The 23,745-nt window shown below is 68.7% G+C and carries 19 protein-coding genes; 9 read left to right on the top strand and 10 right to left on the bottom strand.

What is annotated here, in order from left to right; all coding sequences use genetic code 11:
- Positions 1-480: 480 nt before the first annotated feature.
- On the top strand, positions 481-1,473 hold the full coding sequence (locus ACFVHY_RS12780) for a L,D-transpeptidase (RefSeq protein WP_390272222.1): 993 nt from the start codon (positions 481-483) through the stop codon (positions 1,471-1,473).
- 395 nt (positions 1,474-1,868) lie between these two features.
- Here ACFVHY_RS12780 and ACFVHY_RS12775 read toward each other — a convergent pair whose 3' ends face one another.
- A complete protein-coding gene (locus ACFVHY_RS12775; RefSeq protein ID WP_390272220.1) occupies positions 1,869-2,516 on the bottom strand; it encodes a response regulator in 648 nt (215 codons plus the stop codon).
- Between the two features lie 174 nt (positions 2,517-2,690).
- On the opposite strand from ACFVHY_RS12775, the gene ACFVHY_RS12770 reads away from it, so the two are divergent.
- Positions 2,691-4,409: a GAF domain-containing protein gene (locus tag ACFVHY_RS12770; RefSeq protein ID WP_390272218.1), complete on the top strand. Its 1,719-nt coding sequence runs from the start codon at positions 2,691-2,693 to the stop codon at positions 4,407-4,409.
- A 345-nt stretch (positions 4,410-4,754) separates the two neighbouring features.
- On the opposite strand, the gene ACFVHY_RS12765 is transcribed toward ACFVHY_RS12770, so the two are convergent.
- The 4 genes from ACFVHY_RS12765 to glpX all read right to left on the bottom strand — a co-directional run bounded on the left by ACFVHY_RS12765 (position 4,755) and on the right by glpX (position 9,662).
- On the bottom strand, positions 4,755-5,441 hold the full coding sequence (locus ACFVHY_RS12765; RefSeq protein WP_390272216.1) for a PIG-L deacetylase family protein: 687 nt from the start codon (positions 5,439-5,441) through the stop codon (positions 4,755-4,757).
- Positions 5,442-5,446: 5 nt separating this feature from the next.
- The gene (locus tag ACFVHY_RS12760) at positions 5,447-6,871 is read right to left on the bottom strand and encodes a class II fumarate hydratase (RefSeq protein ID WP_390272214.1); all 1,425 of its coding nucleotides are present in this window, start codon (positions 6,869-6,871) and stop codon (positions 5,447-5,449) included.
- 8 nt (positions 6,872-6,879) lie between these two features.
- Positions 6,880-8,577, bottom strand: coding sequence for a fumarate hydratase (locus tag ACFVHY_RS12755; RefSeq protein ID WP_390272212.1), 1,698 nt, complete (start codon positions 8,575-8,577; stop codon positions 6,880-6,882).
- Positions 8,578-8,666: 89 nt separating this feature from the next.
- Complete coding sequence (gene glpX / locus ACFVHY_RS12750) at positions 8,667-9,662, bottom strand: class II fructose-bisphosphatase (RefSeq protein ID WP_065629922.1); 996 nt, start codon at positions 9,660-9,662, stop codon at positions 8,667-8,669.
- 135 nt (positions 9,663-9,797) lie between these two features.
- Between glpX and ACFVHY_RS12745 the strand changes: the two genes are divergently transcribed.
- Together ACFVHY_RS12745 and ACFVHY_RS12740 are read left to right on the top strand one after the other, a co-directional pair.
- Positions 9,798-10,379 (top strand): DUF4245 domain-containing protein, encoded by a 582-nt coding sequence (locus ACFVHY_RS12745; protein WP_068970157.1) that lies wholly within the window; start codon positions 9,798-9,800, stop codon positions 10,377-10,379.
- A 57-nt stretch (positions 10,380-10,436) separates the two neighbouring features.
- Positions 10,437-10,769 carry a hypothetical protein gene (locus ACFVHY_RS12740; RefSeq protein ID WP_390272209.1) on the top strand — a complete coding sequence of 111 codons (333 nt, stop codon included), beginning with the start codon at positions 10,437-10,439 and terminating at the stop codon, positions 10,767-10,769.
- A 6-nt stretch (positions 10,770-10,775) separates the two neighbouring features.
- Here the strand turns inward: ACFVHY_RS12740 and ACFVHY_RS12735 are convergent, their stop codons facing one another.
- Genes ACFVHY_RS12735 through ACFVHY_RS12725 form a run of 3 tightly spaced genes read right to left on the bottom strand, consistent with a single transcriptional unit; the run spans position 10,776 to position 13,002 of the window.
- Positions 10,776-11,018: an exodeoxyribonuclease VII small subunit gene (locus ACFVHY_RS12735; RefSeq protein ID WP_068970159.1), complete on the bottom strand. Its 243-nt coding sequence runs from the start codon at positions 11,016-11,018 to the stop codon at positions 10,776-10,778.
- Positions 11,015-12,301 (bottom strand): exodeoxyribonuclease VII large subunit, encoded by a 1,287-nt coding sequence (xseA, locus tag ACFVHY_RS12730; protein WP_390272207.1) that lies wholly within the window; start codon positions 12,299-12,301, stop codon positions 11,015-11,017. The genes ACFVHY_RS12735 and xseA overlap by 4 nt, the downstream gene beginning before the upstream one ends.
- Positions 12,298-13,002, bottom strand: coding sequence for a lipid droplet-associated protein (locus ACFVHY_RS12725; protein ID WP_390272205.1), 705 nt, complete (start codon positions 13,000-13,002; stop codon positions 12,298-12,300). Before ACFVHY_RS12725 ends, xseA begins: the two co-directional genes overlap by 4 nt.
- 52 nt (positions 13,003-13,054) lie before the next feature.
- Between ACFVHY_RS12725 and ACFVHY_RS12720 the strand changes: the two genes are divergently transcribed.
- Entirely contained in the window at positions 13,055-14,008 is a 954-nt protein-coding gene (locus ACFVHY_RS12720; RefSeq protein WP_159370453.1) for a 4-hydroxy-3-methylbut-2-enyl diphosphate reductase, read from the top strand.
- Between the two features lie 28 nt (positions 14,009-14,036).
- Here ACFVHY_RS12720 and mycP read toward each other — a convergent pair whose 3' ends face one another.
- Positions 14,037-15,422: a type VII secretion-associated serine protease mycosin gene (gene mycP / locus ACFVHY_RS12715; RefSeq protein WP_390272202.1), complete on the bottom strand. Its 1,386-nt coding sequence runs from the start codon at positions 15,420-15,422 to the stop codon at positions 14,037-14,039.
- Positions 15,422-16,975, bottom strand: coding sequence for a type VII secretion integral membrane protein EccD (gene eccD / locus ACFVHY_RS12710; RefSeq protein WP_390272200.1), 1,554 nt, complete (start codon positions 16,973-16,975; stop codon positions 15,422-15,424). Before eccD ends, mycP begins: the two co-directional genes overlap by 1 nt.
- Before the next feature lie 97 nt (positions 16,976-17,072).
- Here eccD and eccCa point away from each other — a divergent pair, with 97 nt between their 5' ends.
- The 4 genes from eccCa to rpsI all read left to right on the top strand — a co-directional run bounded on the left by eccCa (position 17,073) and on the right by rpsI (position 23,745).
- On the top strand, positions 17,073-21,152 hold the full coding sequence (eccCa, locus tag ACFVHY_RS12705) for a type VII secretion protein EccCa (RefSeq protein ID WP_390272198.1): 4,080 nt from the start codon (positions 17,073-17,075) through the stop codon (positions 21,150-21,152).
- A gap of 16 nt (positions 21,153-21,168) precedes the next feature.
- Positions 21,169-22,521: a type VII secretion-associated protein gene (locus tag ACFVHY_RS12700; RefSeq protein ID WP_390272196.1), complete on the top strand. Its 1,353-nt coding sequence runs from the start codon at positions 21,169-21,171 to the stop codon at positions 22,519-22,521.
- Between the two features lie 262 nt (positions 22,522-22,783).
- Entirely contained in the window at positions 22,784-23,227 is a 444-nt protein-coding gene (gene rplM / locus ACFVHY_RS12695; protein WP_058250710.1) for a 50S ribosomal protein L13, read from the top strand.
- Positions 23,224-23,745, top strand: coding sequence for a 30S ribosomal protein S9 (gene rpsI / locus ACFVHY_RS12690; protein WP_065629913.1), 522 nt, complete (start codon positions 23,224-23,226; stop codon positions 23,743-23,745). The genes rplM and rpsI overlap by 4 nt, the downstream gene beginning before the upstream one ends.

The raw sequence follows: 23,745 nt of genomic DNA, 5'->3' as shown, positions 1-23,745 counted from the left end.
CTCCGGAAGGGAGTCGACGCGGCCCTCGTGTGTCAGATCAGGCGGTCGGCGGTTCGATCGGGGTGAAGTCGCGGAGCGAATTCAAGAGGTCGACGATGGCGGTGAGCAGTTCGACGTTCTCCAAGGATGTCATTGTTCTCCCTTAATCGAATGGCTATCCGTTTCGACGGCCGCCTCTATTCGACGCCGTCGTTCGCAACAGTAATGATCTGATAACAAACGCGCAAACAAAGTCCAAGAGAATTCGACCTATTTCTCGGATGAAATTTCCGAATGCGTTTTTGTACTGCATCTCGAATCATGGCAATTCTGTGTTTTCGTATCGAGAAATCGACCTTGAGCGCGTGAATCCGGCTTCTGTCTATACGCCCGTCGGTGCGTCGCCGACACCTGATCCGAACCGCACCGTGACCAGGACGTGACTCATGGTTCTTTGCACACTGTCAGACTGGCATGGTGCAGAAGTTACTGATGAGGCGAATGAGACTGTTGGGACTGTTGGTGATCGCGGTGCTCGCCGCGGTTGTCGGCGGCGCCGGGCAGTCGGTCGCCGCCCCAGAGACAACTACACCCGAGACATCCACACCCGGCACGTCCACGCCGGGGACGTCCACCACACCTAGTCCGGGAACGACGCACGGGTCGGGCATGCCGCTGCTCGACGGCATTCTCGACCAGCTCGCCGGTGGGACCGGGTCGGACGACGGCACCGGCGGTGCCGGTGTTCCCGGGGCAGGTGGGCCGACGAGCCAGATGATCGTCGTGACCGCGCCGAAGGCGTCCGACACCACCGCCACCCTGACGGCCTTCGACCGGGGCGCCGACGGCAGTTGGAAACCCGTCATCGGCCCGACGAAGGCCTACCTCGGTTCGCTGGGCATGGGCGAGCCGAAGGACAACGTCCACCGGACCCCGCAGGGCACCTTCCCGCTCGACCAGGCTTTCGGCCGTGCGGAGAATCCCGGGACCAAGATGCCGTATCGCAAGGTCGACCAGCAGGACTGGTGGGACTCGAACATGAAGTCGCCGACCTACAACACGCACGTGCGTCAGCCGCAGAGCCCCGGCGGGGACAGTGAGAACCTCTACAACTCCGGCCCGGTCTACGACTACGCGGTCAACATCGCGCACAACCCGCAACGCACCCCGGGGCGGGCGTCGGCGATGTTCCTCCACGTGACCAACGGTGAACCGACCATGGGCTGCGTCGCGATCGAGCGCGAACTGATGAAACAGATCCTCGTGTGGCTCGATCCGGCCAAGAACCCGAAGATCACCATCGGCGTCAACCAGGGTGCACCCGCGGGCGACGCGCCCGGAGCAACCCCTCAAACCGCTCCGGGCACGACGCCACCGGGGACGACGCCTCCCACCACCTCGGGTGTTCCGGGTGCCGACGTCCTGACCGGTCTGCTCTCGCAGCTCGTCGGCGTGGTTCCGGCCCTCTTCGGGCTCGGCGGTCAGGCGGGCTGATCGGTCCGGCCGGGCCGGGCGCGAACGTCGGACAAGCTCATCCGGGCACATCGGCAGCCGGGGCACCACGTGGCCTCGGTGCCGATGTGCCACCCGTTGACCCGGGCGAGATCGTCCAGATCGGACTGGCGGAGCGGAGTACGGATCGCGAACGCGCGTCCGCAACTGCCGCAGTGCCGGTCGGAGGGGGAAGTTCCGGTTTCCACGAATGCGGAAACAACTGTCATCTCGATGGACCTACTCTGTCACTTGTTCGGGCGTCGGGCCGCGCTCGTCCGAGAGCCCTCCCAGTCGGACGAGCGACCATTTCAGTGTCAGCTTATGTGATGTAGGTCTCAAGAGTCGAATGACACATCGTTCGATCGCGCCCTCCGCGTGGCGCCCCGTGTGGCGCTTCAGCGTCGTCGGTCGCGGTTCGCGGTCTTCGCCGCGTACACCGCCGCCTGGGTCCGACGCTCCATGCCGAGCCTGCCGAGCAGTCGCGAGACGTAGTTCTTGACGGTCTTCTCGGCGAGATGCATCCGCGCGGCGATCTGCCTGTTGGTCAGGCCCTCGCCGAGGAGGGCCAGCAGCGTCCGATCCTGCTCGCTGAGTCCGTCGTCCGCCGGTTCCGCGGCGTCCTGCCGGGCGCGTAACCGATCCATCAACGCCGCCGCGGCGCGATTGTCGAGCAGAGACCGGCCGGCGCCCACCTCGGCGATCGCCTGCGCCAGTTCCATCCCGGTGATGTCCTTGATCACGTATCCGCTGGCCCCGGCCAGGATGGCGTCCATCATCGCCTCGTCGTCGGTCAGTGAGGTCAGCATGAGGCAACGCAGGCCGTCCACTTTGCTGAGGAGCTCACGGCACAATTCGATGCCGTTGCCGTCCGGAAGCCGGACGTCGAGCACGGCCACATCCGGAGACACCGCGGGAATGCGCGCGAGCGCCTGCGCGACGGTGGCGGCCTCGCCGACGACCTCCACGTCGGAAACGGAGTCGAGCAACTCGACGAGTCCCCGTCGGACGATTTCGTGGTCGTCCACCAGGAAAACCCTGATCATGCCGTCTCCCTCCGGATCGGACACCTGAATCGGATTGTAGGACGGGCCGGACGAATTCGACGAATGTGTGCAGGCCTAACCAAAAGTCATCGCAGGGTGTTCCCAAACCGGTGCGAAACCGCGTTCGATCTCGAAGCGCAGCACCCGGAAATGAACCTGACTATGATCCGGTACATGGTTTCCGAATTCTCGGAACTGGATCCGAGATCGCTCGAATTGCAGAGAGCGCTGTCGCAGATGCGTTTGCGCGAACTGCTCGACGAGGTCTCCGACCGGATCAGTCAGATCGCCGACGTACGCGATCAGACCGACGGGCTCCTGCAGGCGATGCTGGTCGTCAGTTCCGGACTCGATCTGGAAACCACCCTCGAATCGATCGTGGCGTCGGCGATCCGTCTGGTCGACGCCGAGTACGGGGCGCTGGGCGTGCTCGGGAGCGGGCATCACCTGTCCGCGTTCCTCTCCCAGGGCATCGACGCCGAGACCCGGGTACGCATCGGCGACCTGCCCACCGGCGGCGGCGTCCTCGGTCTGCTCATCGACCAGCCCGAGCTCTTGCGGTTGTCCGACCTGTCCGAGCACCCCGAATCGGTGGGTTTCCCCGCCAACCACCCGCCGATGACGAGTTTCCTGGGCACGCCGATCCGGGTCCGCGACGAGGTCTTCGGCAATCTGTATCTCACCGAGAAGAGGAACGGCGGCGTCTTCACCGAGGACGACGAGGTGGTCATCCAGGCGCTGGCGTCGGCTGCCGGGATCGCGATCGACAACGCCCGGCTCTACGCGCAGGCGCAGAACCAGCTGGCCTGGATCGAGGCCAACCGCGACGTGATGACCGAGTTGCTGACCGGCGCCGATCATCAAGATGTCCTCGAGCAGATCGCGCGGAAGGTGCTGACCCTGGCCGATGCCGACCTGGTGTTCATCGCCGAGCCCCACGACACCGAAGAACCCGTCGAGCTGATCGACGAACTGGTGATCACGGTCGCCGAGGGAGAAGACGGACACGTCTTCTGCGGCCAGAGCATCCCCATCTCGGGGTCGACCTCGGGGACGGCGTTCGTCCAGCGCCGGCCCGTGCTCCGGAATCACCTGGAATACGACGTCGGCGATTCGACGCGCTACGGGCCGGTCATGGCCGCCCCACTGCGCACCGTCGATTCCACACGGGGCGTGTTGATCGCCATGCGGGCCGACGGGCGGGAGCCGTTCGCCCGGGATCTCCTCGGACTGAGCGCCGACTTCGCCGACCAGGCCGCACTCGCGATGCAGTTGGCCACCGCGACGATGCAGGCCCACCACATGCGCGTGCTCGAAGACCGCGAGCGTATCGCGCGCGACCTCCACGATCACGTGATCCAGCGGATCTTCGCCGAGGGGCTCAGCCTGCAGGCGACGCTGCAGCGAACCCACTCACCCGATATCCGCTCGCGGCTCACCCGCTCGATCAACAACCTCCAGGACATCGTCCAGGAGGTGCGCTCGACCATCTTCGACCTGCAGACCGAGGACATGACGGTCACGCGGTTGCGCCAGCGCGTGCAGGAGGTCATCGACCAGCAGATCGACGATCTGCCGATCCAGATGCACGTGCGGACCTCGGGTCCGCTGTCCGTGGTCGATCGCCCCCTGGCCGAGAACGTCGTCGCGGTGATACGCGAGGCGGTCAGCAACGTCGTGAAGCATGCCCGGGCCGCGACGGTGACGGTGTCGATCACGGTCGCCGACGAGCTGGTCGTCGAGGTCATCGACAACGGCATCGGACTGCCGGCGGACGTGACTCCGAGCGGTCTGGCCAACCTCGCGCTCCGGGCCGAGAAGGCCGGCGGAACGTTCACGACGACCACGCCGCCGGGCGGCGGTCTCGCGCTGCGGTGGTCGGCGCAGCTCTAGGGGGCGTCCGCTTCGGCCGGTAGTCGCCATGCCGACATGCGCTCGGTCAACCAGGCGACCGTTTGGAGTCCGGTGAGCACTCCGAAGAGCACGAGCAGCCACACGGACAAGCCGATGACCGCGCAGACGGCGAATGCGGCGAGGAAAGCGACGAGAACGGCCGTGAGAGTGATGACGGTCCCCCTGGGAGAGCTTGCTCCGAACGGTGTGCGGAGAAATTGACCCTCACACCATCCACCGACGTCGCGCCCACCGGGAGGGGCCGAAGGTCACCGATCCGAGGGGCCAAGGAAACGTCGGGACGTCGCCGCTGCCGCTGCTGATGCGCGGCGGGTCGTGCCGGACTCAGGCGGGCCGACCCCGTTTGAGCTCGAAGCCGGTCACATGACGGGCATCGCCATCCCGCGGCGCGGTCGCCATCTCGATCTGCGCCCGCGCCTGGTCGAGGACCGGGGTGTCCGGATCGAGGACGGAGAGGTAGCGGTCGTGGGCGGCGAGTGCTCGAACGGCCGCGTCGAGTTGTTCCTCGACCTCGACGCCGTGGGTCGCCGCCGGACCGTTCTCGAACAACCACGTCGGCGGGGCTTCCAGGGCGTCGTAGGCGTCGAGGACCGCCGCGGCGAACTCCATGTGGTCGCGCTGGTTGGGCGTGCCCGGCGCCCACTCGGGCCCACCGAAGAGCGAGACGATCACCTGCGGCCGTACCCGTTCGACGGTCTCGGTGATCTTGTCCCGCAGCTCCGGCACGTTGCGGATGTCACTGTCGGGGAACCCCCAGAACTCCACCTCGTCCACGCCGACGATCGACGCGGACGCGCGCTGCTCCGCTTCCCGCAGGGGGCCGCACTCGGCGGGTGGCAGACCCTCGATGCCCCGCTCGCCGCTGGAGGCCAGCGCGTAGACGACGCGGCGGCCCTCGCCGGTCCAGCGGGCGACGGCCGCCGCCATCCCGTACTCGGGGTCGTCGGGGTGGGCGACGAGCACGAGCGCGGTCTGCCAGTCGGTGGGGAAGGGGAGCAGCTGCGCCGTCACGGTTCTCAGCGCTCCCGGTCGAGATTGGCCATCTTCAGCACGTCGAGCCGGGCGTCCAGTTCGTCCTCGGTCAGCTTGTCGCCGACCAGGCCGCGGTCGAGGACGGTCTCGCGGATGGTCTTGCCCTCCTTCAGCGCCTGCTTGGCGACGGCCGCTGCCTCCTCGTAGCCGATGGCGCTGTTGAGGGGGGTGACGATCGACGGCGAACTCTCCGCGAGCGTGCGCAACCGCTCGGTGTTGGCCTGCAGTCCGGAGATACAGCGGTCGGCGAACAACCGCGAGACGTTCGCGAGCAGCTTGAGGGACTCGAGGACGTTGCGCGCCATCATCGGGATGTAGACGTTGAGTTCGAAGGCGCCGTTGCCGCCGCCCCAGGTGACCGCGGCGTCGTTGCCGATGACCTGCGCCGCGACCTGCGTGACAGCTTCGGGCAGAACGGGATTGACCTTGCCCGGCATGATGGAACTGCCCGGTTGCAGGTCGGGGAGCAGGATCTCGCCGAGCCCGGTGAGCGGACCCGAGCCCATCCAGCGGACGTCGTTGGCGATCTTGGTCAGCGACACCGCGACGGTCTTCAACTGGCCGGAGAGTTCGACGAGCCCGTCACGGGCCGCCTGCGCCTCGAAGCTGTCCTTCGCGAGGGTGAGTGACTCGACGCCGGTGAGCGACACGAGTTCGGCGACCACCTTGGTGCCGAAGCCATCTGGCGCATTGAGGCCGGTGCCGACCGCGGTACCGCCGATGGGCAGTTCGCCGACGCGCGGGAGGGCGGCGGTGATGCGCTCGATGCCGGCCTCGACCTGACGCGCGTAACCGCCGAATTCCTGTCCGAGCGTGACCGGTACCGCGTCCATCAGATGCGTGCGCCCGCTCTTCACGACCTCACGCCATTCGGTTGCCTTGTCGGCCAACGTCTTCTGCAGATGTTCGAGCGCCGGGATCAGGTCGGTGACGGCGGCCTCGGTGGCGGCGACGTGCGTCGCCGTCGGGAAGGTGTCGTTGGACGACTGGGACATGTTGACGTGGTCGTTCGGGTGCACCTCGACGCCGTTGGACTTGGCGATCGACGCGATGACCTCGTTGGTGTTCATGTTCGAGCTGGTGCCCGAACCGGTCTGGAACACGTCGATCGGGAACTGGTCGTCGTGGCGTCCGTCCGCGATCTCGGTGGCCGCGGCGACGATCGCGTCGGCTTTCTCCTTGTCGAGGAGACCGAGGTCGGCGTTGACGGTGGCGCAGGCCGCCTTCAGCAGTCCCATCGCCCGGATCTGCGTCCGTTCGAGGGGGCGTCCGCTGATCGGGAAGTTCTCCACGGCACGCTGCGTCTGTGCCCGCCACAGGGCGTCGACGGGTACCCGGACCTCGCCCATGGTGTCGTGCTCGATGCGGTACTGCTCGCCCTGCGCGTCGGTCTGTGTGTCCTCGGTCATCGGCGTGCCTACTCCTTCGATCGAATCCTTATGCCGCTCAACGGGACGTTGACGGCCCCACTCGGGTCGGTGAAAAAGTCGTTGCCCTTGTCGTCAACGACGATGAAGGCGGGAAAATTCTCCACCTCGATCTTCCACACGGCCTCCATGCCGAGTTCGGGATACTCGATGATCTCCTGGCTCTTGATGCAGTCGAGCGCGAGACGTGCCGCGGGCCCGCCGATGGAGCCGAGGTAGAAACCGCCGTGCGCACCGCACGCCTCGGTGACCTGCTTGGATCGATTCCCCTTGGCCAGCATGACCATCGAGCCCCCGGCGGCCTGGAACTGTTCGACATAGCTGTCCATCCGGCCGGCCGTCGTCGGACCGAACGATCCGGAGGCCATGCCCTCGGGGGTCTTCGCCGGCCCCGCGTAGTAGACCGGGTGGTCGCGCAGGTAGTCGGGCATCGGCTCGCCGGCGTCGAGGCGTTCCTTGATCTTGGCGTGGGCGATGTCGCGCGCGACGACCAGCGGTCCGGTCAGCGACAGGCGCGTCTTGACCGGATACTGCGAGAGTTGCGCGAGGATCTCCGGCATCGGGCGGTTGAGGTCGACCTCGACCACCTCGCCGCCCGAGATGTCCTCGGCCACACCGGCTGCGGGCATGTAGCGGGCCGGATCGGTCTCGAGCTGCTCGAGGAAGACGCCGTCGGCGGTGATCTTGCCGAGGGCCTGACGGTCGGCCGAGCAGGAGACCGCGATCGCCACCGGGCACGACGCACCGTGGCGGGGCAGTCGGACGACGCGCACGTCGTGGCAGAAGTACTTGCCGCCGAACTGCGCTCCGATGCCGAACGACTGGGTGAGCCGGAAGACCTCGTCCTCGAGCTCGAGATCGCGGAAACCGTGCGCCGACATCGATCCCTGCGTGGGCAGGTCGTCGAGGTAGTGCGCCGACGCGTACTTGGCGGTCTTGAGCGCGAATTCGGCTGAGGTGCCGCCGATCACGACGGCCAGGTGGTACGGCGGGCAGGCCGCGGTGCCCAGTGAGCGGATCTTCTCGTCGAGGAACTTCAGGATGCTCGTCGGGTTCAGGATCGCCTTCGTCTCCTGGAACAGGAACGACTTGTTGGCGCTGCCACCGCCCTTGGCCATGAACAGGAACTTGTACTCCGGACCCTTGGGCCCCTGCTCGGTGGCGTAGATCTCGACCTGGGCAGGCAGGTTCGAGCCGGTGTTCTTCTCCTCGTACGTCGTCAGCGGGGCGAGCTGCGAGTAGCGCAGGTTGAGCTGCGTGTAGGCGTCGTAGACACCGCGAGAGATGGCCTCGGCGTCGTCGGTGCCGGTCAGGACCCCTTCGCTCTTCTTGCCCATCACGATGGCGGTGCCGGTGTCCTGACACATCGGCAGCACGCCGCCGGCGGAGATGTTGACGTTCTTCAGCAGGTCGAGCGCGACGAACCGGTCGTTGCCCGAGGCCTCGGGGTCGTCGATGATCTTGCGCAACTGCGCGAGATGAGCCGGGCGCAGATAGTGGCTGATGTCGTGCATGGCCTCCGCGGTGAGCCTCCGGATGGCCTCCGGGTCGACCTTCAGGAAGGTCTGACCGTCGACGGAGAACGTGGACACACCCTCGGTCGTGACCAACCGGTACGGGGTCTCGTCGGCGCCGGTCGGGAGCAGATCGGAGTAGAGAAACTCGGGGGCTGAGGCTGGTTTACTCACGGACCGCATCGTATCGCCCACGACATCGGCCCCACGCCAGAGGTTGACTCGTGAAGTCACCGGTGTGGGTGTGGGGCCGATGTCGTGTCTCAGAGATCGATTCGGGAGTAGCCGCGGAGCTTGGCCGGCTTGTGGACGGCCTCGATGCGGCGGACGGTGCCGGACTTCGAGCGCATCACCAGCGACCGGGTCGTCGCGCCATTGGGCCGGTAGGTGACTCCGCGCAGCATGTCGCCGTTGGTGACCCCGGTGGCGCAGAAGAAGGCGTTCTCGCCACTGACCAGGATGTCGTTGGTCAGCACCCGGTCCAGGTCGTGGCCGGCATCGATGGCCTTCTGGCGCTCTTCGTCGTTGCGCGGCCACAGCTTGCCCTGGATCTCGCCGCCCATGCACTTCATCGCGACGGCGGTGATGATGCCTTCGGGAGTGCCGCCGACGCCCATCAGCATGTCGACGGTGGAGTAGTCGTCGGCGGCCGCGACCGCACCGGCGACGTCGCCGTCGGAGATGAGGCGGATCTTGGCGCCGGCCTGGCGGATCTCACCGATGAGATCGGCGTGGCGAGGACGGTCGAGGACGATCACGGTCAGATCGGCGACGTCGATGCCCTTCGCCTTCGCGACCGAGTTGATGTTCCACTCGACGGACTCGTTGATGTTGATGGCGCCCTTGGCCTCGGGCCCGACGGCGATCTTGTCCATGTAGAAGACCGCCGACGGGTCGTACATCGTGCCGCGCTCGCTGACCGCGATCACCGAGATCGAGTTGGGGCGGCCCTCCGCCATCAGCGTGGTGCCGTCGATGGGATCCACGGCGACGTCACAGTCGGGGCCTTCGCCGTTGCCCACCTCTTCGCCGTTGTAGAGCATCGGCGCCTCGTCCTTCTCGCCCTCACCGATGACCACGACACCGCGCATCGACACCGACGACAGCAGCTCGCGCATCGCGTCGACCGCCGCGCCGTCGCCGCCGTTCTTGTCGCCACGACCGACCCAGCGACCGGCCGCGAGCGCAGCCGACTCGGTCACGCGGACCAACTCCATCGCGAGGTTGCGGTCCGGGGCCTGATGGGTGCTGACGGTCATGGGCAATCGACTCCTCTGTTCGGCGCGGGTCGACTCCAGCGGCGCCGAGTGATGGTGGCGGTGGTCTCGAACACCATCCTTGCATGTCACACCGGGCATTCGGTCAGTGACCCTGCTGGTGGGATACTCGGCGCCATGGCAGACAAACCCCGCATTCTGAACAACGGCAAGGACATGTTCTGGTCGTTGGTCCCGTTGCTCGCGTTGTGTGCGCTGGTGGCGATCGCGTCGGGGAACTGCTCGATCGGGGCGTCCAAGGACGTGGCCGACAGCAAGCTGCCGCCGTTCGACGTGGTCAGCGCATTGAACGCCGACGCCGCCCAGCTCCCGTTCCCGATCCGCCGCCCGCCGACGCCGGAGGGCTGGCGGCCCAACTCCGGTTCGTCGGACGCGATCGAGGGGCACCGGGTCAGCACGGTGGGATGGCTCAGCAGCGATGGCGCCTACGTCCAGCTCAGTCAGTCCGATGCGCCCGAGGACGTGTTCGTCCCCTACCTCGGCGGCGGCAGCGGGGGTGATTTCGCCGACATCTCCGGTACCGGTACGCGCCAGGCGGGCGGGCGGCAGTGGGTGACCTACGAGACGTCGGAGGGCAAGCGGTTCTGGATCACGGACCTGGGCAAGGTACGCATCGCGGTCCTGTCGCGCGGCAGCGACGCCGACATCGAGACGATCGCGTCGTCGGTCGTCGCCCAGCAGCCGCTGCAATTGGGGTAGCGCACTACTCGTGAGGACCCGGCCCGGAGTTCCTAGCGTCTTCGCCAGGAGGCGCTCATGGATGGGGGATCGCGGTTCGGCTTGCACCTCGTGTGGGCCAGGTTCGTGCTCGTCGCGGTCCTCGTGCTGCTCGTGGTGACCGTTCCGGTGCAACGGGCGGGCGCCATCGATGCGCTGACCGACCCGCGATCCCGGGCCCCGGTGACCGCACCCGGTCTTCCGTACATCGTCGGGCCGCCTCCGGATTCCGCTGTGGGGCGGCCGCTTTCCTCCTCGTCGAGGGGTGGGGAGGATCGTCGGCCGGTCCTCGCGCGGGTCGGTGCGCGACCGACCGCCGAGCACACGCGCATCAGTGTTCTCGACCGCGAGGCGCTCACCCGGTTCGATTGATCGGTCTCAGTCGTCCTCGGGGTCGTCGGGGTCGGAGCCGGTGCTGATGACCGCCTCGATGCGCTCGCGGGCACCGCGCAGGTGCTCCTCGCAGCGGGTCGCGAGGGCCTCGCCGCGCTCCCAGAGCGCCAGCGAGGCGTCGAGGTCGAGTCCGCCGTGCTCGAGGGTGGTGACGATCTCGGCGAGTTCGTCGCGTGCTTCCTCGTATCCGAGTTCCTCGATCGGAGTAGATGATTCGTCGGTGCTCACGCGTGTCCTCCGTGTTCCGGCATGGTCGTGGGTTCGTCGACCCGGGCGGTTGCGGCGCCGTCGGCGACCCGGATGCGCAGGGGTGCACCCGCCGGCAGGTCCGCGAGCGTGCCGACCACATGGGGCGGGTCGGTGTCGGTCCGCTGTACCACCGCGTAGCCGCGCGCCAGGGTCTGCGCGGGACCGAGTGTCGACAGGCGCGCGCCGAGATGGTCGGTACGTCGTTCCTCGGAGTCGATGTGGCGCAACACATCTCGGCGTAGGGCGCGGACCAGCTCGGCCACCTGCCCGGCCTCGGAGTCCACGAGCACCCCGGGACGGGCGAGCACCGGCCGCGCCCGCAACGCGGCGACGACGCCGGACTCGCGGCGCACCCAGTTGCGCAGGGCCTGCGCGCTGCGTCGACGCAGATCCGCGATGCCCGCGAGTTCGGCCTCGACGTCGGGAACGACCCGCTTCGCCGCATCGGTCGGAGTGGCGGCGCGCAGATCCGCGACGAGATCGAGCAGTGGATTGTCCGGTTCGTGCCCGATCGCACTGACGACCGGGGTCCGGCACCGCGACACCGCGCGCAGCAACGCCTCGTCGGAGAACGGGAGCAGGTCCTCGACGCTGCCCCCGCCGCGCGCGATGATGATGACCTCGACATCGGGGTGGGCATCGAGGTCGGCCAGGTGGGTCAGGATGCGGGCGACCGCCGTCGGCCCCTGCACGGGGGCCTCGCGGATGTCGAAGCGCACGTTCGACCATCGAGCGGTCGCGACACTCACGACGTCGTGCTGCGCCGCGCTCGCGCGGCCACTGATCAGGCCGACGGCGCGCGGCAGGAACGGCAACGGTCGTTTGAGCCGTGAATCGAAGAGGCCCTCGGCGGCCATGAGCTGTCGCAGCCGTTCGATGCGCAGCAACAGCTCGCCGATGCCCACGGCCCGGATCTCGCTGACCCGCAGCGACACCGTGCCGCGCCCGGTGTAGTAACTCGGGCGGCCCAGGACCACCACGGAGCTGCCGTCCGTCAGCGGGACCTCGGTGCGTGCCAGCAGGTCGGGGCTGCACGTCACCGAGATCGAGATGTCGGCAGCGGGATCGCGCAGGGTGAGGAACGCGGTGCGGGTCCCCGGCCGCCGGCTGATCTGGGTGACCTGTCCTTCGACCCAGATCTGTCCGAGCCGATGGATCCAGTCGGCGATCTTGGTGTTCACCGTCCGGACCGGCCAGGGATGCTCCGCCGAGTTCGGTGACGACGAACGTCGCGGTGTGTCGCTCGTGTCGGCCCCGGTCACGCTTCGGTGGAGCGCTTGTTCTGCGCGGCGATCCGGTTGTCGAGCATCGTCACGAACGGCGCACGGTCGCGGTGGGATTTCTCATAGTCGACGAGTGCGATCAGATCCTCGATGGCGACCGACCGCAGGCGGGCCCGGAGCTGCGCGAGGGTGAGGGTGTCGTAGTCGATGAGCTCGACGATCTCGGGCCCCGAGCCGTCGGCGGAACCCACCGCCTCGGTGCCCGGCACCTCGGCCGCGACGACCTCGTCGGGGGTCGAGCTGTACAGCGCGAACCGCCCGGCATCGGCGCGCGGCGGTGCGGCGAGATCGGCGTCGGCGGACGCCTCCTCGATCTCCTCGTCGAGGGTCGTGGGCGACGGGGTCGTCGCGGCGGCCTTCGGCTTCTTGTCCTGCACAGACGTATCGGTGGTCGCTGCGGGCGCGGCGGGCGTGACCGGGTCGGGACCCGCTGCGTCGTCCTCGTCGAAACGTGCCCACTCGGGCTGTTCGTCGGGCCGGTCGAAGAGCATCTCCAGGGCGGCGTCGCCCTTGATGGCCAGTTCGGCGATGTTCTGTTGCGCCCGCATACCGGCCTGGAGGGTCTGGCTGATGGCGGTCATCGGCAACGTGATGAGCAACGCCGGGAGTTTCCGTGTCTCCTCGAGTGCGGTGACGATCAGACCTGCGGCTATCCGGGCGGGGTACGGTGCGCGATCCATGCCAACACTCTGCCATCACGGGCAACGCCGCGTAACCCGTACCCTGGGAAGCATGTCTGAGACGAAGCGTGTCCTGCTCGCCGAACCCCGCGGCTACTGCGCTGGTGTCGACCGTGCGGTGGAGACGGTCGAGCGTGCCCTCGACAAGCACGGCGCTCCCGTCTACGTGCGCAAGGAGATCGTGCACAACCGGCACGTCGTGGAGACCCTGGCCGAGCGCGGGGCGATCTTCGTCGGCGAGACCGACGAGGTGCCCGAGGGAGCGCTGGTCGTGTTCTCCGCGCACGGGGTGTCCCCGCTGGTGCACCAGACCGCCGCGGAGCGCAACCTGCGCACCATCGACGCGACGTGTCCGCTGGTCACGAAGGTCCATCAGGAGGCGAAGCGGTTCGCGCGCGACGACTACGACATCCTCCTGATCGGCCATGAGGGCCATGAGGAGGTCGAGGGCACCGCCGGCGAGGCCCCACAGCACATCCAGCTCGTCGACGGTCCCGACAGCGTGGACGCGGTCGAGGTCCGTGACGAGTCGAAGCTCGTCTGGTTGTCGCAGACCACCCTGTCGGTCGACGAGACCATGGAGACGGTCCGTCGACTCCGCGAGAAGTTCCCGCTGCTCAACGACCCGCCCAGCGACGACATCTGCTATGCCACCCAGAACCGCCAGGTCGCGGTCAAGGCGATGGCTCCCGAGTGCGACCTGGTGATCGTCGTCGGATCGCAGAACTCCTCGAACTCGGTGCGCCTCGTCGAGGTGGCCCTGCAGGCCGGTGCGAAGGCCGGCCATCTGGTCGACTATGCCCGTGAGATCGACGACTCGTGGCTCGAGGGTGTGACGACGGTCGGCGTCACCTCCGGCGCGTCGGTGCCCGAGGTGCTGGTCCGTGGGGTTCTGGACTATCTGGCCGAACGCGGCTACGGCACGGTCGAGACGGTCAACACGGCCAACGAGACGCTGACCTTCGCGCTCCCGCGCGAGCTGCGCCCCGCACGCTCGTCCAGCTGATCTCGGGCCACGATCCGGCGTCGACAGGTCAGAACTCGTCCGGGTCGAGCTTGCGCACCCGTCGGTGGGGTAGTGCGATCGCGAGAACCGCGGCGATGACGATCGCCGCGACGGCGCTGCCGATGATCGCGACGTTGCGCGCGGAATTGTCCGGTGGCTGGGCCACGGTAGGTGCGGCGATGGGCGCCGAGGCCCGGTCCGGCTGCTGATCGGCCGGCACTTCGGCGGTCAGGGCGGCGACCGGATCGACGACACCGTGTCCGATCCGCTGATCGCGCCCGGTTCCCGGGGAGTGGGCGGTGGCGATGATGCGGTCCATCACCTCGCGCGCGGTCAGATCCGGGAAGCGGGCCCGGATCAGCGCGGCGGTGCCCGCGACGTACGGCGCGGCGAAACTCGTGCCGGCCAACGGCACAGGCTTACCTTCATGCTCCTGCGCCGATACCAGACCACTCGAACCGCGCCTGCTGTCGAGACTCACGATGCCCGTGCCCGGTGCCGCAACGCTCACCCACGGGCCGTGCAGAGTGTTTCGTTCCGGCGCGCCGCTGTCGGAATTGATGAACCCAACCGACAGCAGGTAAGGCGTATACCAAGCCGGGGTGGCGATGGTGGAGACAGACTTCCACCCGTCCGGATCGTCAGCGGAAGGGACCGGGTTCTGGTTCTGGCAGGCGCCCCTGGGGTCCACGTTGCCGGCCGCCGCGACCACCACGACATCGCGGTCGTAGGCGTACCGGACGGCTGCGCCGAGTGCGCGGTCGTCGACTCCGTCTGAGGGGGCGAAACAGGCGACCTGCGAGATGTTGATGACGGTCGCGCGTAGATCGACCGCGCGCACGATGGCGTGCGCCAGCGTCCGGACCGACCCGTAGCCCGAGCCGACCGCCGGGGCGGCGTCGTCCCGGGCGCGGTTGTTCTTCTTCTGGAAGGCGCTGCTGGACTGGCGGATCGAGATGATCGACGCCGCGGGCGCGACTCCGACGAACGCGTCGGCGGCGCTGGGCCGGGCGGCGATGATCCCGGCGACCAGGGTGCCGTGGGCGTCGCAGTCGTCGAGCCCGTTGCCGCCCGAGACGTAATCGCCACCGGCGACGACGCGACCGAGCCGCGGATGGGGCGTCACCCCGGTGTCGATGACGGCCACCCGCTGACCCTGTCCGCGACTGAACCGCCACGCCTCCGGGAGATTCATCATCGCCTGCGCCGCGGTCGGTTTCGTCACGGTGCGGGTCAGCTCCGGGATGTTGCACAGGTGGCGCTGCTCGGTCGGTTCCATCGGGGCGACCGGGGCCGATCGGACGAGGGCGCCGGGATCGATCCGAGGCGGGGTCACCGCCGCAGCGGGCGTCGCCGAGGCCCCGACAAGGGTCGTCGCGAATACTCCAGCACCACGGACACGGTTGTCGCGCATCAGATCTCGCGGACCATTCGGTACAGGTCGAGCAGCCACAACAGCAGGGGCACGATGAGGGCGACGAGGATGTACTCGCCGATCTCGGCCCACCGACGCATCACGGGTGAGAAGTCCTGGTTCGGGGCGACGACCCCGAAGACGAGGGCGCCGATCACCACGAGGATGCCGAGGGCGAAACCGATCACCGGCCACTGATCGTCGCCGAACGCGAGACCGGTGATCAGGGTGATCACCACGAGCGATCCGCCGATGACGAGGATTCCCGCCTGGAACAGGTCGCTGTGAGAGCGGCCCCGCAGACACAGCACGATGCCGATGATCGCGGCGTAGACGGCGTTGCGCCATTCGAACCCGGCGAGCGGGGAGGCGGTGAGCACGGCCGCGATGGCGGTGACGACGGTGAGCCCGCCGACGATGCCGGTCAGGTACGCGTTGGCAAGGTAGGAACGCCGTTCCAGCGCATCGGCTTTGGGAAGGGCGGTCGCGCCGATCGCCCCGATGCCCTCGATGGCCGGGCGCGGTTCGATGTCCTTGACGTCGATGGCGGCACCCGCGGTCGGCACCGGGGGCAGCGGCAGTTTCGCGAGCAGGATCGTCGTGCGGGGAGCCAGACCGATGCACAGCAGGCCGACCGCGGCGATGACGGCGGCGACATCGGCCACCGGCGCATCGACGAGGAGCCGGGCCCCGGCGCCGGCCCCACCGAGCAGCGCCGCGCTGGTCACGGCGCTGTGTGCGGTCGCCCCGGCCGCGGTCATGCGATAACTGACGACCGCGGCGACGAGTGCGAACGCGAAGCCCAGGGTGAGGTGTGCGGCGCCGTACGACCCGGGCGTCACGATCATCCCGGTCACGAAGGCCATCGGCGCGGCACACAGGGACAGCACCGTCGAACTCTGCTCGTCGCGGTAGTAGCGGGACACGATCGTCGAGGCGGTGACGAATCCGACGACCGCCAGCCCGGACAACGCGGCAAACCACAGGGCGCCCGTGCCGGAGCGGACCGCGGCCAGGGACGCCGCCGCCGCGACCGCGGCGACGAGTGCCAGGGCGTAACCGACCTTGCGGGCGGACGCCGCGGTCCAGTCGACGAACTGCGATTCGTTCAATCGGGCGACAGCGTCGACCACATCGTCGAACAGCACCGGGGACTCCCCGGTCCGCGTGGAGGTCAACAACAGCAGGTCGCCGTCACGGATACCCGACTCCGACAGCGACCGGTGCAGGGGCAGCGGGTCCTGTCCGACGAGCGCGAGCGTCCACTTGTTCTGCCGGTCGTGCGGGCGGCCGGGATTGCGGGCGTCGGCATCCGGGTCGTCGGGGTCCGACCTCGTGGGATTGCGCGATTCGATCTGGGCGACGAGGTCACCGATGAGTCCGGCGACGGGGATGCCCGCCGGCAGTCCGATGTCGAGCTGGGTGTTGCCGCCCAGCACGGACACCCGTACGAGTTGCGGCTCGACCGCCCCCTCACCCCGCCGGCGGTCCCCGGTGTCCGCGTCGGCAGCGGTGGCCGGGTACCCCGGTGCGAATCCGTCCACAGACGACATCAGGTCAATCCTCCCCCTAGATTCAGCAGCTAACATAGCCAACCGCGGCGGGTTCGACCGCCCGGGGATACACAGCGCGACATGTCAGGGGGGACGTGTGGTCACGACGACGGAGGGCTTTGTGCGTCGCCCGCGCATCACGCCTCCACGCACGCCCGGAGGCGAGGTCAACATCCAGGCGCCGCCGGATGTGCCGCGGGTGGTGCCCGGCGGCCTCCTGATGAAACTGCTGCCGGTGGTGATGGTCGTCGCCGTCGTCGGCATGGTGGCACTGATGGTCGTCACCGGCGGGCGCAACATCCTGACCAACCCGCTGTTCATGATGTTCCCGCTGATGATGCTGATGTCGATGTTCGGCATGTTCGCCGCCGGCGGCCGTGGCGGGGGCAAACGCGCCGGAGAACTCAACGAAGAACGCAAGGACTACTTCCGCTATCTCGGCCAGCTGCGCGGCCAGGTCTTCGAGACCGTCGACAACCAGCGCGCGGCGCGCACCTGGAGCCACCCGGACCCGCGTGCGCTGCTCGACGTGATCGGCAGCAGGCGCATGTGGGAACGCCGCCCCAGCGACGCCGACTTCGCCCATGTGCGCGTCGGGGTGGGCGTCCAGCGACTCGCCACGCGGCTCATGCCGCCGGAGACCGGGCCCCTCGAGGACATCGAGCCGGTGTCGATGGTGGCCCTGCGCCGGTTCGTGCGCACGCACTCCGCGGTGTACCGCCTGCCCACCTCGATCTCGCTGCGCGGCTTCCCCGCCATCAACATCGAGGGTGCGCGGCAGGAGACCCGCGAACTCATCCGGTCGATGGTCGTGGAGCTCTGTGCGTTCCACGGTCCCGATCACCTGCACATCGGCATCGTGACCGGCGATCCGGCGGGGGAGGCCTGGGACTGGGCGAAATGGCTTCCGCACGTGGGACATCCGACGCTGCGCGACGGCGTCGGGGCGATGCGGATGATCTATCCGACGCTGGCGGACCTCGAGAACTCGATGGCCGCGGACCTCCTCGAGCGTGGCCGGTTCAGCCGGTCGGCTCCGCCGAACGCCAATCGCGCACACCTCGTGGTGATCATCGACGACGGTTACGTCGCCGGTGACGAGCGGATCATCAACGACGCCGGCATGGAAGGCGTCACGATCCTCGACCTGACCGCGCCGCCGGACGGTCTCGCGGTGCGGCGCGGGCTGCAACTCGTCGTGCGCGGGGGCAAGGTCTCCGCACGCAGTGCCGCCGGCGTCGAGGAGTTCGCCGACATGGACTCGCTGACGATTCCCGAGGCGGAGGCGATCGCCCGGCGCATGGCGCGCTACCGGCTGGCCACCGCGGCGACGCTGGCCCACCTCGAGTCCGAGGCGACCTCGGCCGACCCCGGCCTGCCCGCGCTGCTGGGCATCGACGACGCCGCACGCTTCGATCCGGCGACGGCCTGGCGTGGTCGTACCGGCCGGGAGCGCCTGCGTGTGCCGATCGGTTACACGCCGACCGGCGCGCCCGTGGAGATCGACATCAAGGAGAGCGCACACGGCGGCATGGGTCCGCACGGGCTGTGCATCGGCGCCACCGGATCGGGGAAGTCGGAGTTCCTGCGCACGCTGGTCCTGGCGATGCTGGCGACGCATTCGCCGTCGGAACTGAATCTCGTGCTCGTCGACTTCAAGGGCGGGGCCACATTCCTGGGCCTGGAATCCGCGCCGCACGTCGCCGCGATCATCACGAACCTCGAGCAGGAACTCTCGATGGTCGACCGGATGAAGGACGCGCTCTCGGGCGAGATGAACCGGCGCCAGGAGGTGCTGCGGGCGGCGGGCAACTACGCCAACGTCGCCGACTACGAGCGTGCCCGCGCCTCGGGGGTGCGCCTCGACCCGCTGCCGGCGCTGTTCATCGTCGTCGACGAGTTCTCCGAACTGCTCTCGCAAAAGCCAGATTTCGCCGAACTGTTCGTCGCGATCGGTCGTCTGGGCCGCTCGCTGCACATCCATCTGCTGCTCGCCTCGCAGCGGCTGGAAGAAGGCAAACTCCGGGGCCTGGACTCGCACCTGTCCTATCGGATCGGCCTGAAAACCTTCTCCGCCAACGAGTCCCGCTCGGTTCTCGGTGTTCCCGACGCCTATCACCTGCCGAGCGTCCCGGGTTCGGCATACCTCAAATGCGACTCGGCGGACCCGATCAGGTTCAACACCTCCTACGTGTCGGGCGCCTACTACTCGCCGACGGTCACCGAGTCGGCCGATCCGACGACCACGGCGTCGTCGCGTCGCGGCAACCTCAAGGTGTTCACCGCACTTCCGGTGCCGCTGGACGAGGGCGCGTCGCGTTCGCTGCTCGACCAGGCCGAGAGCCTGCTCGACGAGGAACCGCCGGCACCCGAGGCGCCCACCGAGTTCGAGCCGGTCTCGGCGCAGGTGCCCACGCTCATGGAGACCATCGTCGAACGCATGGAGCACGCGGGCCCGCCGGCCCACCGCGTGTGGCTCCCGCCGCTGGACGACTCGCCCACCGTGGAACATCTTCTCGGCGAGCGGGACTGGTCCCACCCGGCGGTGCCGGGGAGTCTCACCGTTCCGATCGGCGTCGTGGACCGGCCCTACGACCAGCGACGCGACCCGCTCGTCATCGACCTCGCGGGGGCCGCGGGCAACGTGGCGGTGGTCGGCGGTCCGCAGTCGGGCAAGTCGACGACACTGCGCACGATCATCATGTCGGCTGCCGCGTCCCACACGCCCGAACAGGTGCAGTTCTACTGTCTGGACTTCGGCGGCGGCAGTCTGGCCGGTCTCGCCGGGCTCCCGCATGTCGGCTCGGTCGCCTCGCGCGGCGACATGGACGCGGTCCGCCGTACGGTCGCCGAGGTGGCTGCCGTGGTCCGGTCGCGCGAACTGCTGTTCACCCGGCTGGGCATCGAGTCGATGCGCGACTACCGATCCCGCCGGGATGCGTGGTTCCGGTCCGGCGTCACCTCGCCGGCATCGGACCCGCTGGCGCAGGACCGGTTCGGCGACGTGTTCCTCGTCCTCGACGGCATGAACGTGCTGCGGACCGAGCTGGAGTCGCTCGAGGAACAGATCACCGCGATCGTGGCCCAGGGGTTGAGCTACGGCGTCCACGTCATGGTCACCGCGTCCCGGTGGGCCGAGGTGCGCCCGGCGGTCCGCGATCTCATGGGTACCCGGATCGAGCTGCGGCTGGGCGACCCGATGGACTCCGACATGGGTCGTCGCGCCGCCGCGCTGGTCCCGCAGAACCGACCCGGTCGCGGCCTGACCGGGCAGGAGCTGCACATGCTCATCGCGCTGCCCCGGCTCGATTCCGTCAGCAGTGCCGAGTCGCTGCCCGCGGGCGTCGCCCAGTCGGTCGAGAAGCTCACCGCCGCCTATCCGGGCCGCTCGGCGATGGCCGTGCGCAAGCTGAGCACCGAGATCGACTACGCATCGGTGCAGCGCGCGGTTGCCGGCGCCGGGCTGACGCTGGCACCCAATCAGGTGGCGATCGGTGTCGGCGAGCTCGAACTCGCCCCGGTGGTCCTCGATTTCACCGTCCAACCGCATTTCATGGCCTTCGCCGACGTCGAACACGGCAAGACCAACCTGCTGCGGACGATCGTCACCGGGCTGGTCGCCGGTGCCACACCCGAGCAGGTGCGCATCGTCTTCGTCGACTACCGCCGCACGATGCTGGGGATCATCGACGGCGATCATCTCGCCGGCTACGCGAGTTCGCCCGACCGCGCGGCGTCGATGATGACGGAGCTGGCGGCGTATCTGAAGAACCGGATGCCGCCCGAGGACGTGACCGTCCAGCAACTGCGGGACCGCACCTGGCTCGACGGCCAGCCCGAGGTGTACGTGGTGGTCGACGACTACGACATGGTCGTCACCTCGACCGGCAATCCGATGCTGCCGATCGTCGAACTGGCCTCACATGCGCGCGACATCGGGCTGCACATCGTGCTCGCCCGACGTTCCGGCGGCCTCGGTCGGGCGATGTTCGATCCGCTGATCGCGCGCCTCAAGGACCTGTCGTCGGACATCCTGCTGATGAGCGGTGACCGGGACGAGGGATTCATCACCGGCCGGTCGAGGCTGCAGACGCTGGTGCCCGGCCGCGGCGAACTGGTGTCGCGCGTCCGCCCGCAGGAGATGATCCAGGTCGCCCATCTCCCGATCGGCGACTAGGGGTGGGTCGGGCCGGATGACACAGCCGGGCGAGGTGCAACCGATCGGCGACAGGAACCGTCCGACGGTGGTCGATCTCGCGTTCGGGACGCCGCTGGTCGGTGACCCCGACCATGGGCTGCGCCGGGTGGATCGCGATGTGCGGCTGCTGCTCGAGTCGGTGGACCAGATGAGTGTGGTGGTCGACGGTCGGCGCGAACACCTGCGGCAGATGTGGCGGCGGGTCTTCGCCGGCCTCGACCTGCCCGCGGGTCGACCGCTCGTCGTCGGGCACCCGAGCACCTGGGGACCCCGTCGGGCATCGACCCTCGCCGACGTCGGCGACGGCCGCGCGCCGGTGGCACTCCTACCGCGGGCGGTGCTCGTCGCGCGCAGTCACGCCGACCTCACCGTGCGGCGGTGCGCCGTCGTCGAGACCACACATCTCCCGCGGCCGCCCGCCGATCCCGGCCACCCGCGACCGGCGTGGTGGGACGTGCAGATCGTCGGGCGCGGTCCGGACGGCTGGGTGATCGAGCGCTCCGGGCTCATCCGTCCCGGCGCCGACCGTGCGCCGCGCTCCTCGCGGAAGGCGGACGGGCTCGACGTCATCGACGACTCGGTCGAGGCGGTGTTCGTCGACGGGGACCGCTCGGATGAGGTGTCCGCGGCGATCGGCGTCATCGCCGGGCACGCGGTCGCGGGACGCGTGGTCGCCGTCGACCGCGAGCTCGTGGTCCGGCTCGGCCACCGCACCGGCGGTGCGGACGAGGACACGATGGCCCCGGGCCCTGATCCCGGACCCCCGGACCCACTCCCGGTCGGCGCCACCCGGCGCCGGTCGGGGACGCTGCTCGCCGCGGCGGCGATGGCGATCCTGGTCGTGAGTGGTGCGATCGGGGTGGGACTCTGGCAGCGTGGCACCCCACCGGACGCGGCGTCGACGGAGGTCGGCCTCGGCCGTGCGACGCTGACGGTGCCCGGCGACTGGCGGCAGTCCGAACAGCAGACCCCGACCGGTTCGGCCGACGACCCCTCGACCACTCGCGCGGTGTTCGTCGATCCCGACGACGGCCGGCGCATCATCGCCGTCCTCACCGAGGTGCGTGCCGGCTCCACCCGGGAATCGGTCGCGGGGAGCCTGCGCAACCGGATCGAGCAGCGCGGCGACGACGTCGTCACCGAGTTCTCCGCCGCCACCCGGTTCGGCGGGCGGGACGTCATCGGCTACCGCGAGTCACCGGCCTCGGGCGGCGCGATCCGCTGGTACGTCGTGGTCGACGATGGTCTGCAGGTCTCGATCGGCTGTCAGGCTGGTACCGCGGCCGAATCCGCCGACGACGAATGCGCGGCGGCGGTGCGGTCGGTCCGGGTGTCGCCGTCGTCATGAGGACCGAGTCCGTTTTGACCCCGGCCGGAGGCCGGTGCCGTTTTGACCCCGGCCGGAGGCCGGTGCCGTTTTGACCCCGGCCGGAGGCCGGTGCCGTTTTGACCCTGAACAGCGCGGTCGCGTAGCCTGGATCGCTGGTGCTCGGCGCCTGGCGCACAGCTGTGTGTCCAGGTCAGCAGAGGCCCGGGTCCCCACTGGTCGCCGGGAACAACCTCTGCCGCGCACCCGACCAGCATCCATTCGACAAGAGTTGAGGACAACTGTGCCTACCTACACCCCGAAGGCCGGTGACATCACGCGTACGTGGCATGTCATCGACGCCGAGAACGTGGTGCTCGGCCGGCTGGCCGTGCAGGTCGCGAACCTGCTTCGCGGCAAGCACAAGCCGACCTACGCCCCGCACATGGACGGCGGCGACTTCGTCGTCATCATCAACGCGGAAAAGGTCGCGCTGACCAGCAACAAGGCTGATCGCAAGCTGAACTACACCCACTCGGGGCACCCCGGTGGCCTGAAGTCCCGCACCACCACCGAGCTGCTCGCGACCTACCCCGAGCGGGTCATCGAGAAGGCCGTCAAGGGCATGCTCCCGTCGACCAAGCTCGGCCGCGCCATGGCCTCGAAGCTGAAGGTCTACGCCGGCCCGAACCATCCGCACGCGGCCCAGCGCCCCGTCCCCTTCGAGATCAAGCAGGTGGCCCAGTGAGCAACGAGAACATCAACGACGCCGTCGAGGCCGTCGACGAGGCTGCCGTCGAGGTCGTGGAGGCCGTCGAGGTCGCCGCTGACGACTACGACGCCGCTGTCGTCGAAGAGGTCCGCGAGCCGGTCGTCATCGACCGTCCGATCCAGACCGTCGGCCGCCGCAAGGAGGCCGTCGTCCGCGTTCGCCTGGCCCCGGGTTCCGGTGAGTTCACCCTCAACGGCCGTTCGCTGGAGGACTACTTCCCCAACAAGGTGCATCAGCAGCTGATCAAGGCCCCGCTGGTCACCGTCGAGCGCACCGAGTCGTTCGACATCTACGCCAAGCTCGTCGGCGGTGGCCCCTCGGGCCAGGCCGGCGCGCTGCGTCTCGCCATCGCGCGTGCGCTCATCGAGGTCACCCCGGAGGATCGTCCCGCCCTGAAGAAGGCCGGCTTCCTCACCCGTGACCCGCGTGCGGTCGAGCGCAAGAAGTACGGCCTCAAGAAGGCCCGCAAGGCGTCGCAGTACTCCAAGCGCTGA

Origin of the sequence: Gordonia sp. NPDC127522 (assembly GCF_042672305.1) — a bacterium.
In the GTDB taxonomy this organism is placed as follows: Bacteria; Actinomycetota; Actinomycetes; order Mycobacteriales; family Mycobacteriaceae; genus Gordonia; species Gordonia hongkongensis.
Note: the sequence above shows the minus strand (reverse complement) of the source record. Positions and strands in the feature narration are given on the sequence as shown.

What these genes read in the sequence shown, in the direction of transcription:
- ACFVHY_RS12780 (WP_390272222.1), top strand. Translation starts at nt 481, where the DNA reads ATGAGACTGTTGGGACTGTTGGTGATCGCGGTGCTCGCCGCGGTTGTC.
- ACFVHY_RS12775 (WP_390272220.1), bottom strand. Translation starts at nt 2,516, where the DNA reads ATGATCAGGGTTTTCCTGGTGGACGACCACGAAATCGTCCGACGGGGA.
- ACFVHY_RS12770 (WP_390272218.1), top strand. Translation starts at nt 2,691, where the DNA reads ATGGTTTCCGAATTCTCGGAACTGGATCCGAGATCGCTCGAATTGCAG.
- ACFVHY_RS12760 (WP_390272214.1), bottom strand. Translation starts at nt 6,871, where the DNA reads ATGACCGAGGACACACAGACCGACGCGCAGGGCGAGCAGTACCGCATC.
- glpX (WP_065629922.1), bottom strand. Translation starts at nt 9,662, where the DNA reads ATGACCGTCAGCACCCATCAGGCCCCGGACCGCAACCTCGCGATGGAG.
- ACFVHY_RS12745 (WP_068970157.1), top strand. Translation starts at nt 9,798, where the DNA reads ATGGCAGACAAACCCCGCATTCTGAACAACGGCAAGGACATGTTCTGG.
- ACFVHY_RS12740 (WP_390272209.1), top strand. Translation starts at nt 10,437, where the DNA reads ATGGATGGGGGATCGCGGTTCGGCTTGCACCTCGTGTGGGCCAGGTTC.
- ACFVHY_RS12725 (WP_390272205.1), bottom strand. Translation starts at nt 13,002, where the DNA reads ATGGATCGCGCACCGTACCCCGCCCGGATAGCCGCAGGTCTGATCGTC.
- ACFVHY_RS12720 (WP_159370453.1), top strand. Translation starts at nt 13,055, where the DNA reads ATGTCTGAGACGAAGCGTGTCCTGCTCGCCGAACCCCGCGGCTACTGC.
- mycP (WP_390272202.1), bottom strand. Translation starts at nt 15,422, where the DNA reads ATGCGCGACAACCGTGTCCGTGGTGCTGGAGTATTCGCGACGACCCTT.
- eccD (WP_390272200.1), bottom strand. Translation starts at nt 16,975, where the DNA reads ATGTCGTCTGTGGACGGATTCGCACCGGGGTACCCGGCCACCGCTGCC.
- ACFVHY_RS12700 (WP_390272196.1), top strand. Translation starts at nt 21,169, where the DNA reads ATGACACAGCCGGGCGAGGTGCAACCGATCGGCGACAGGAACCGTCCG.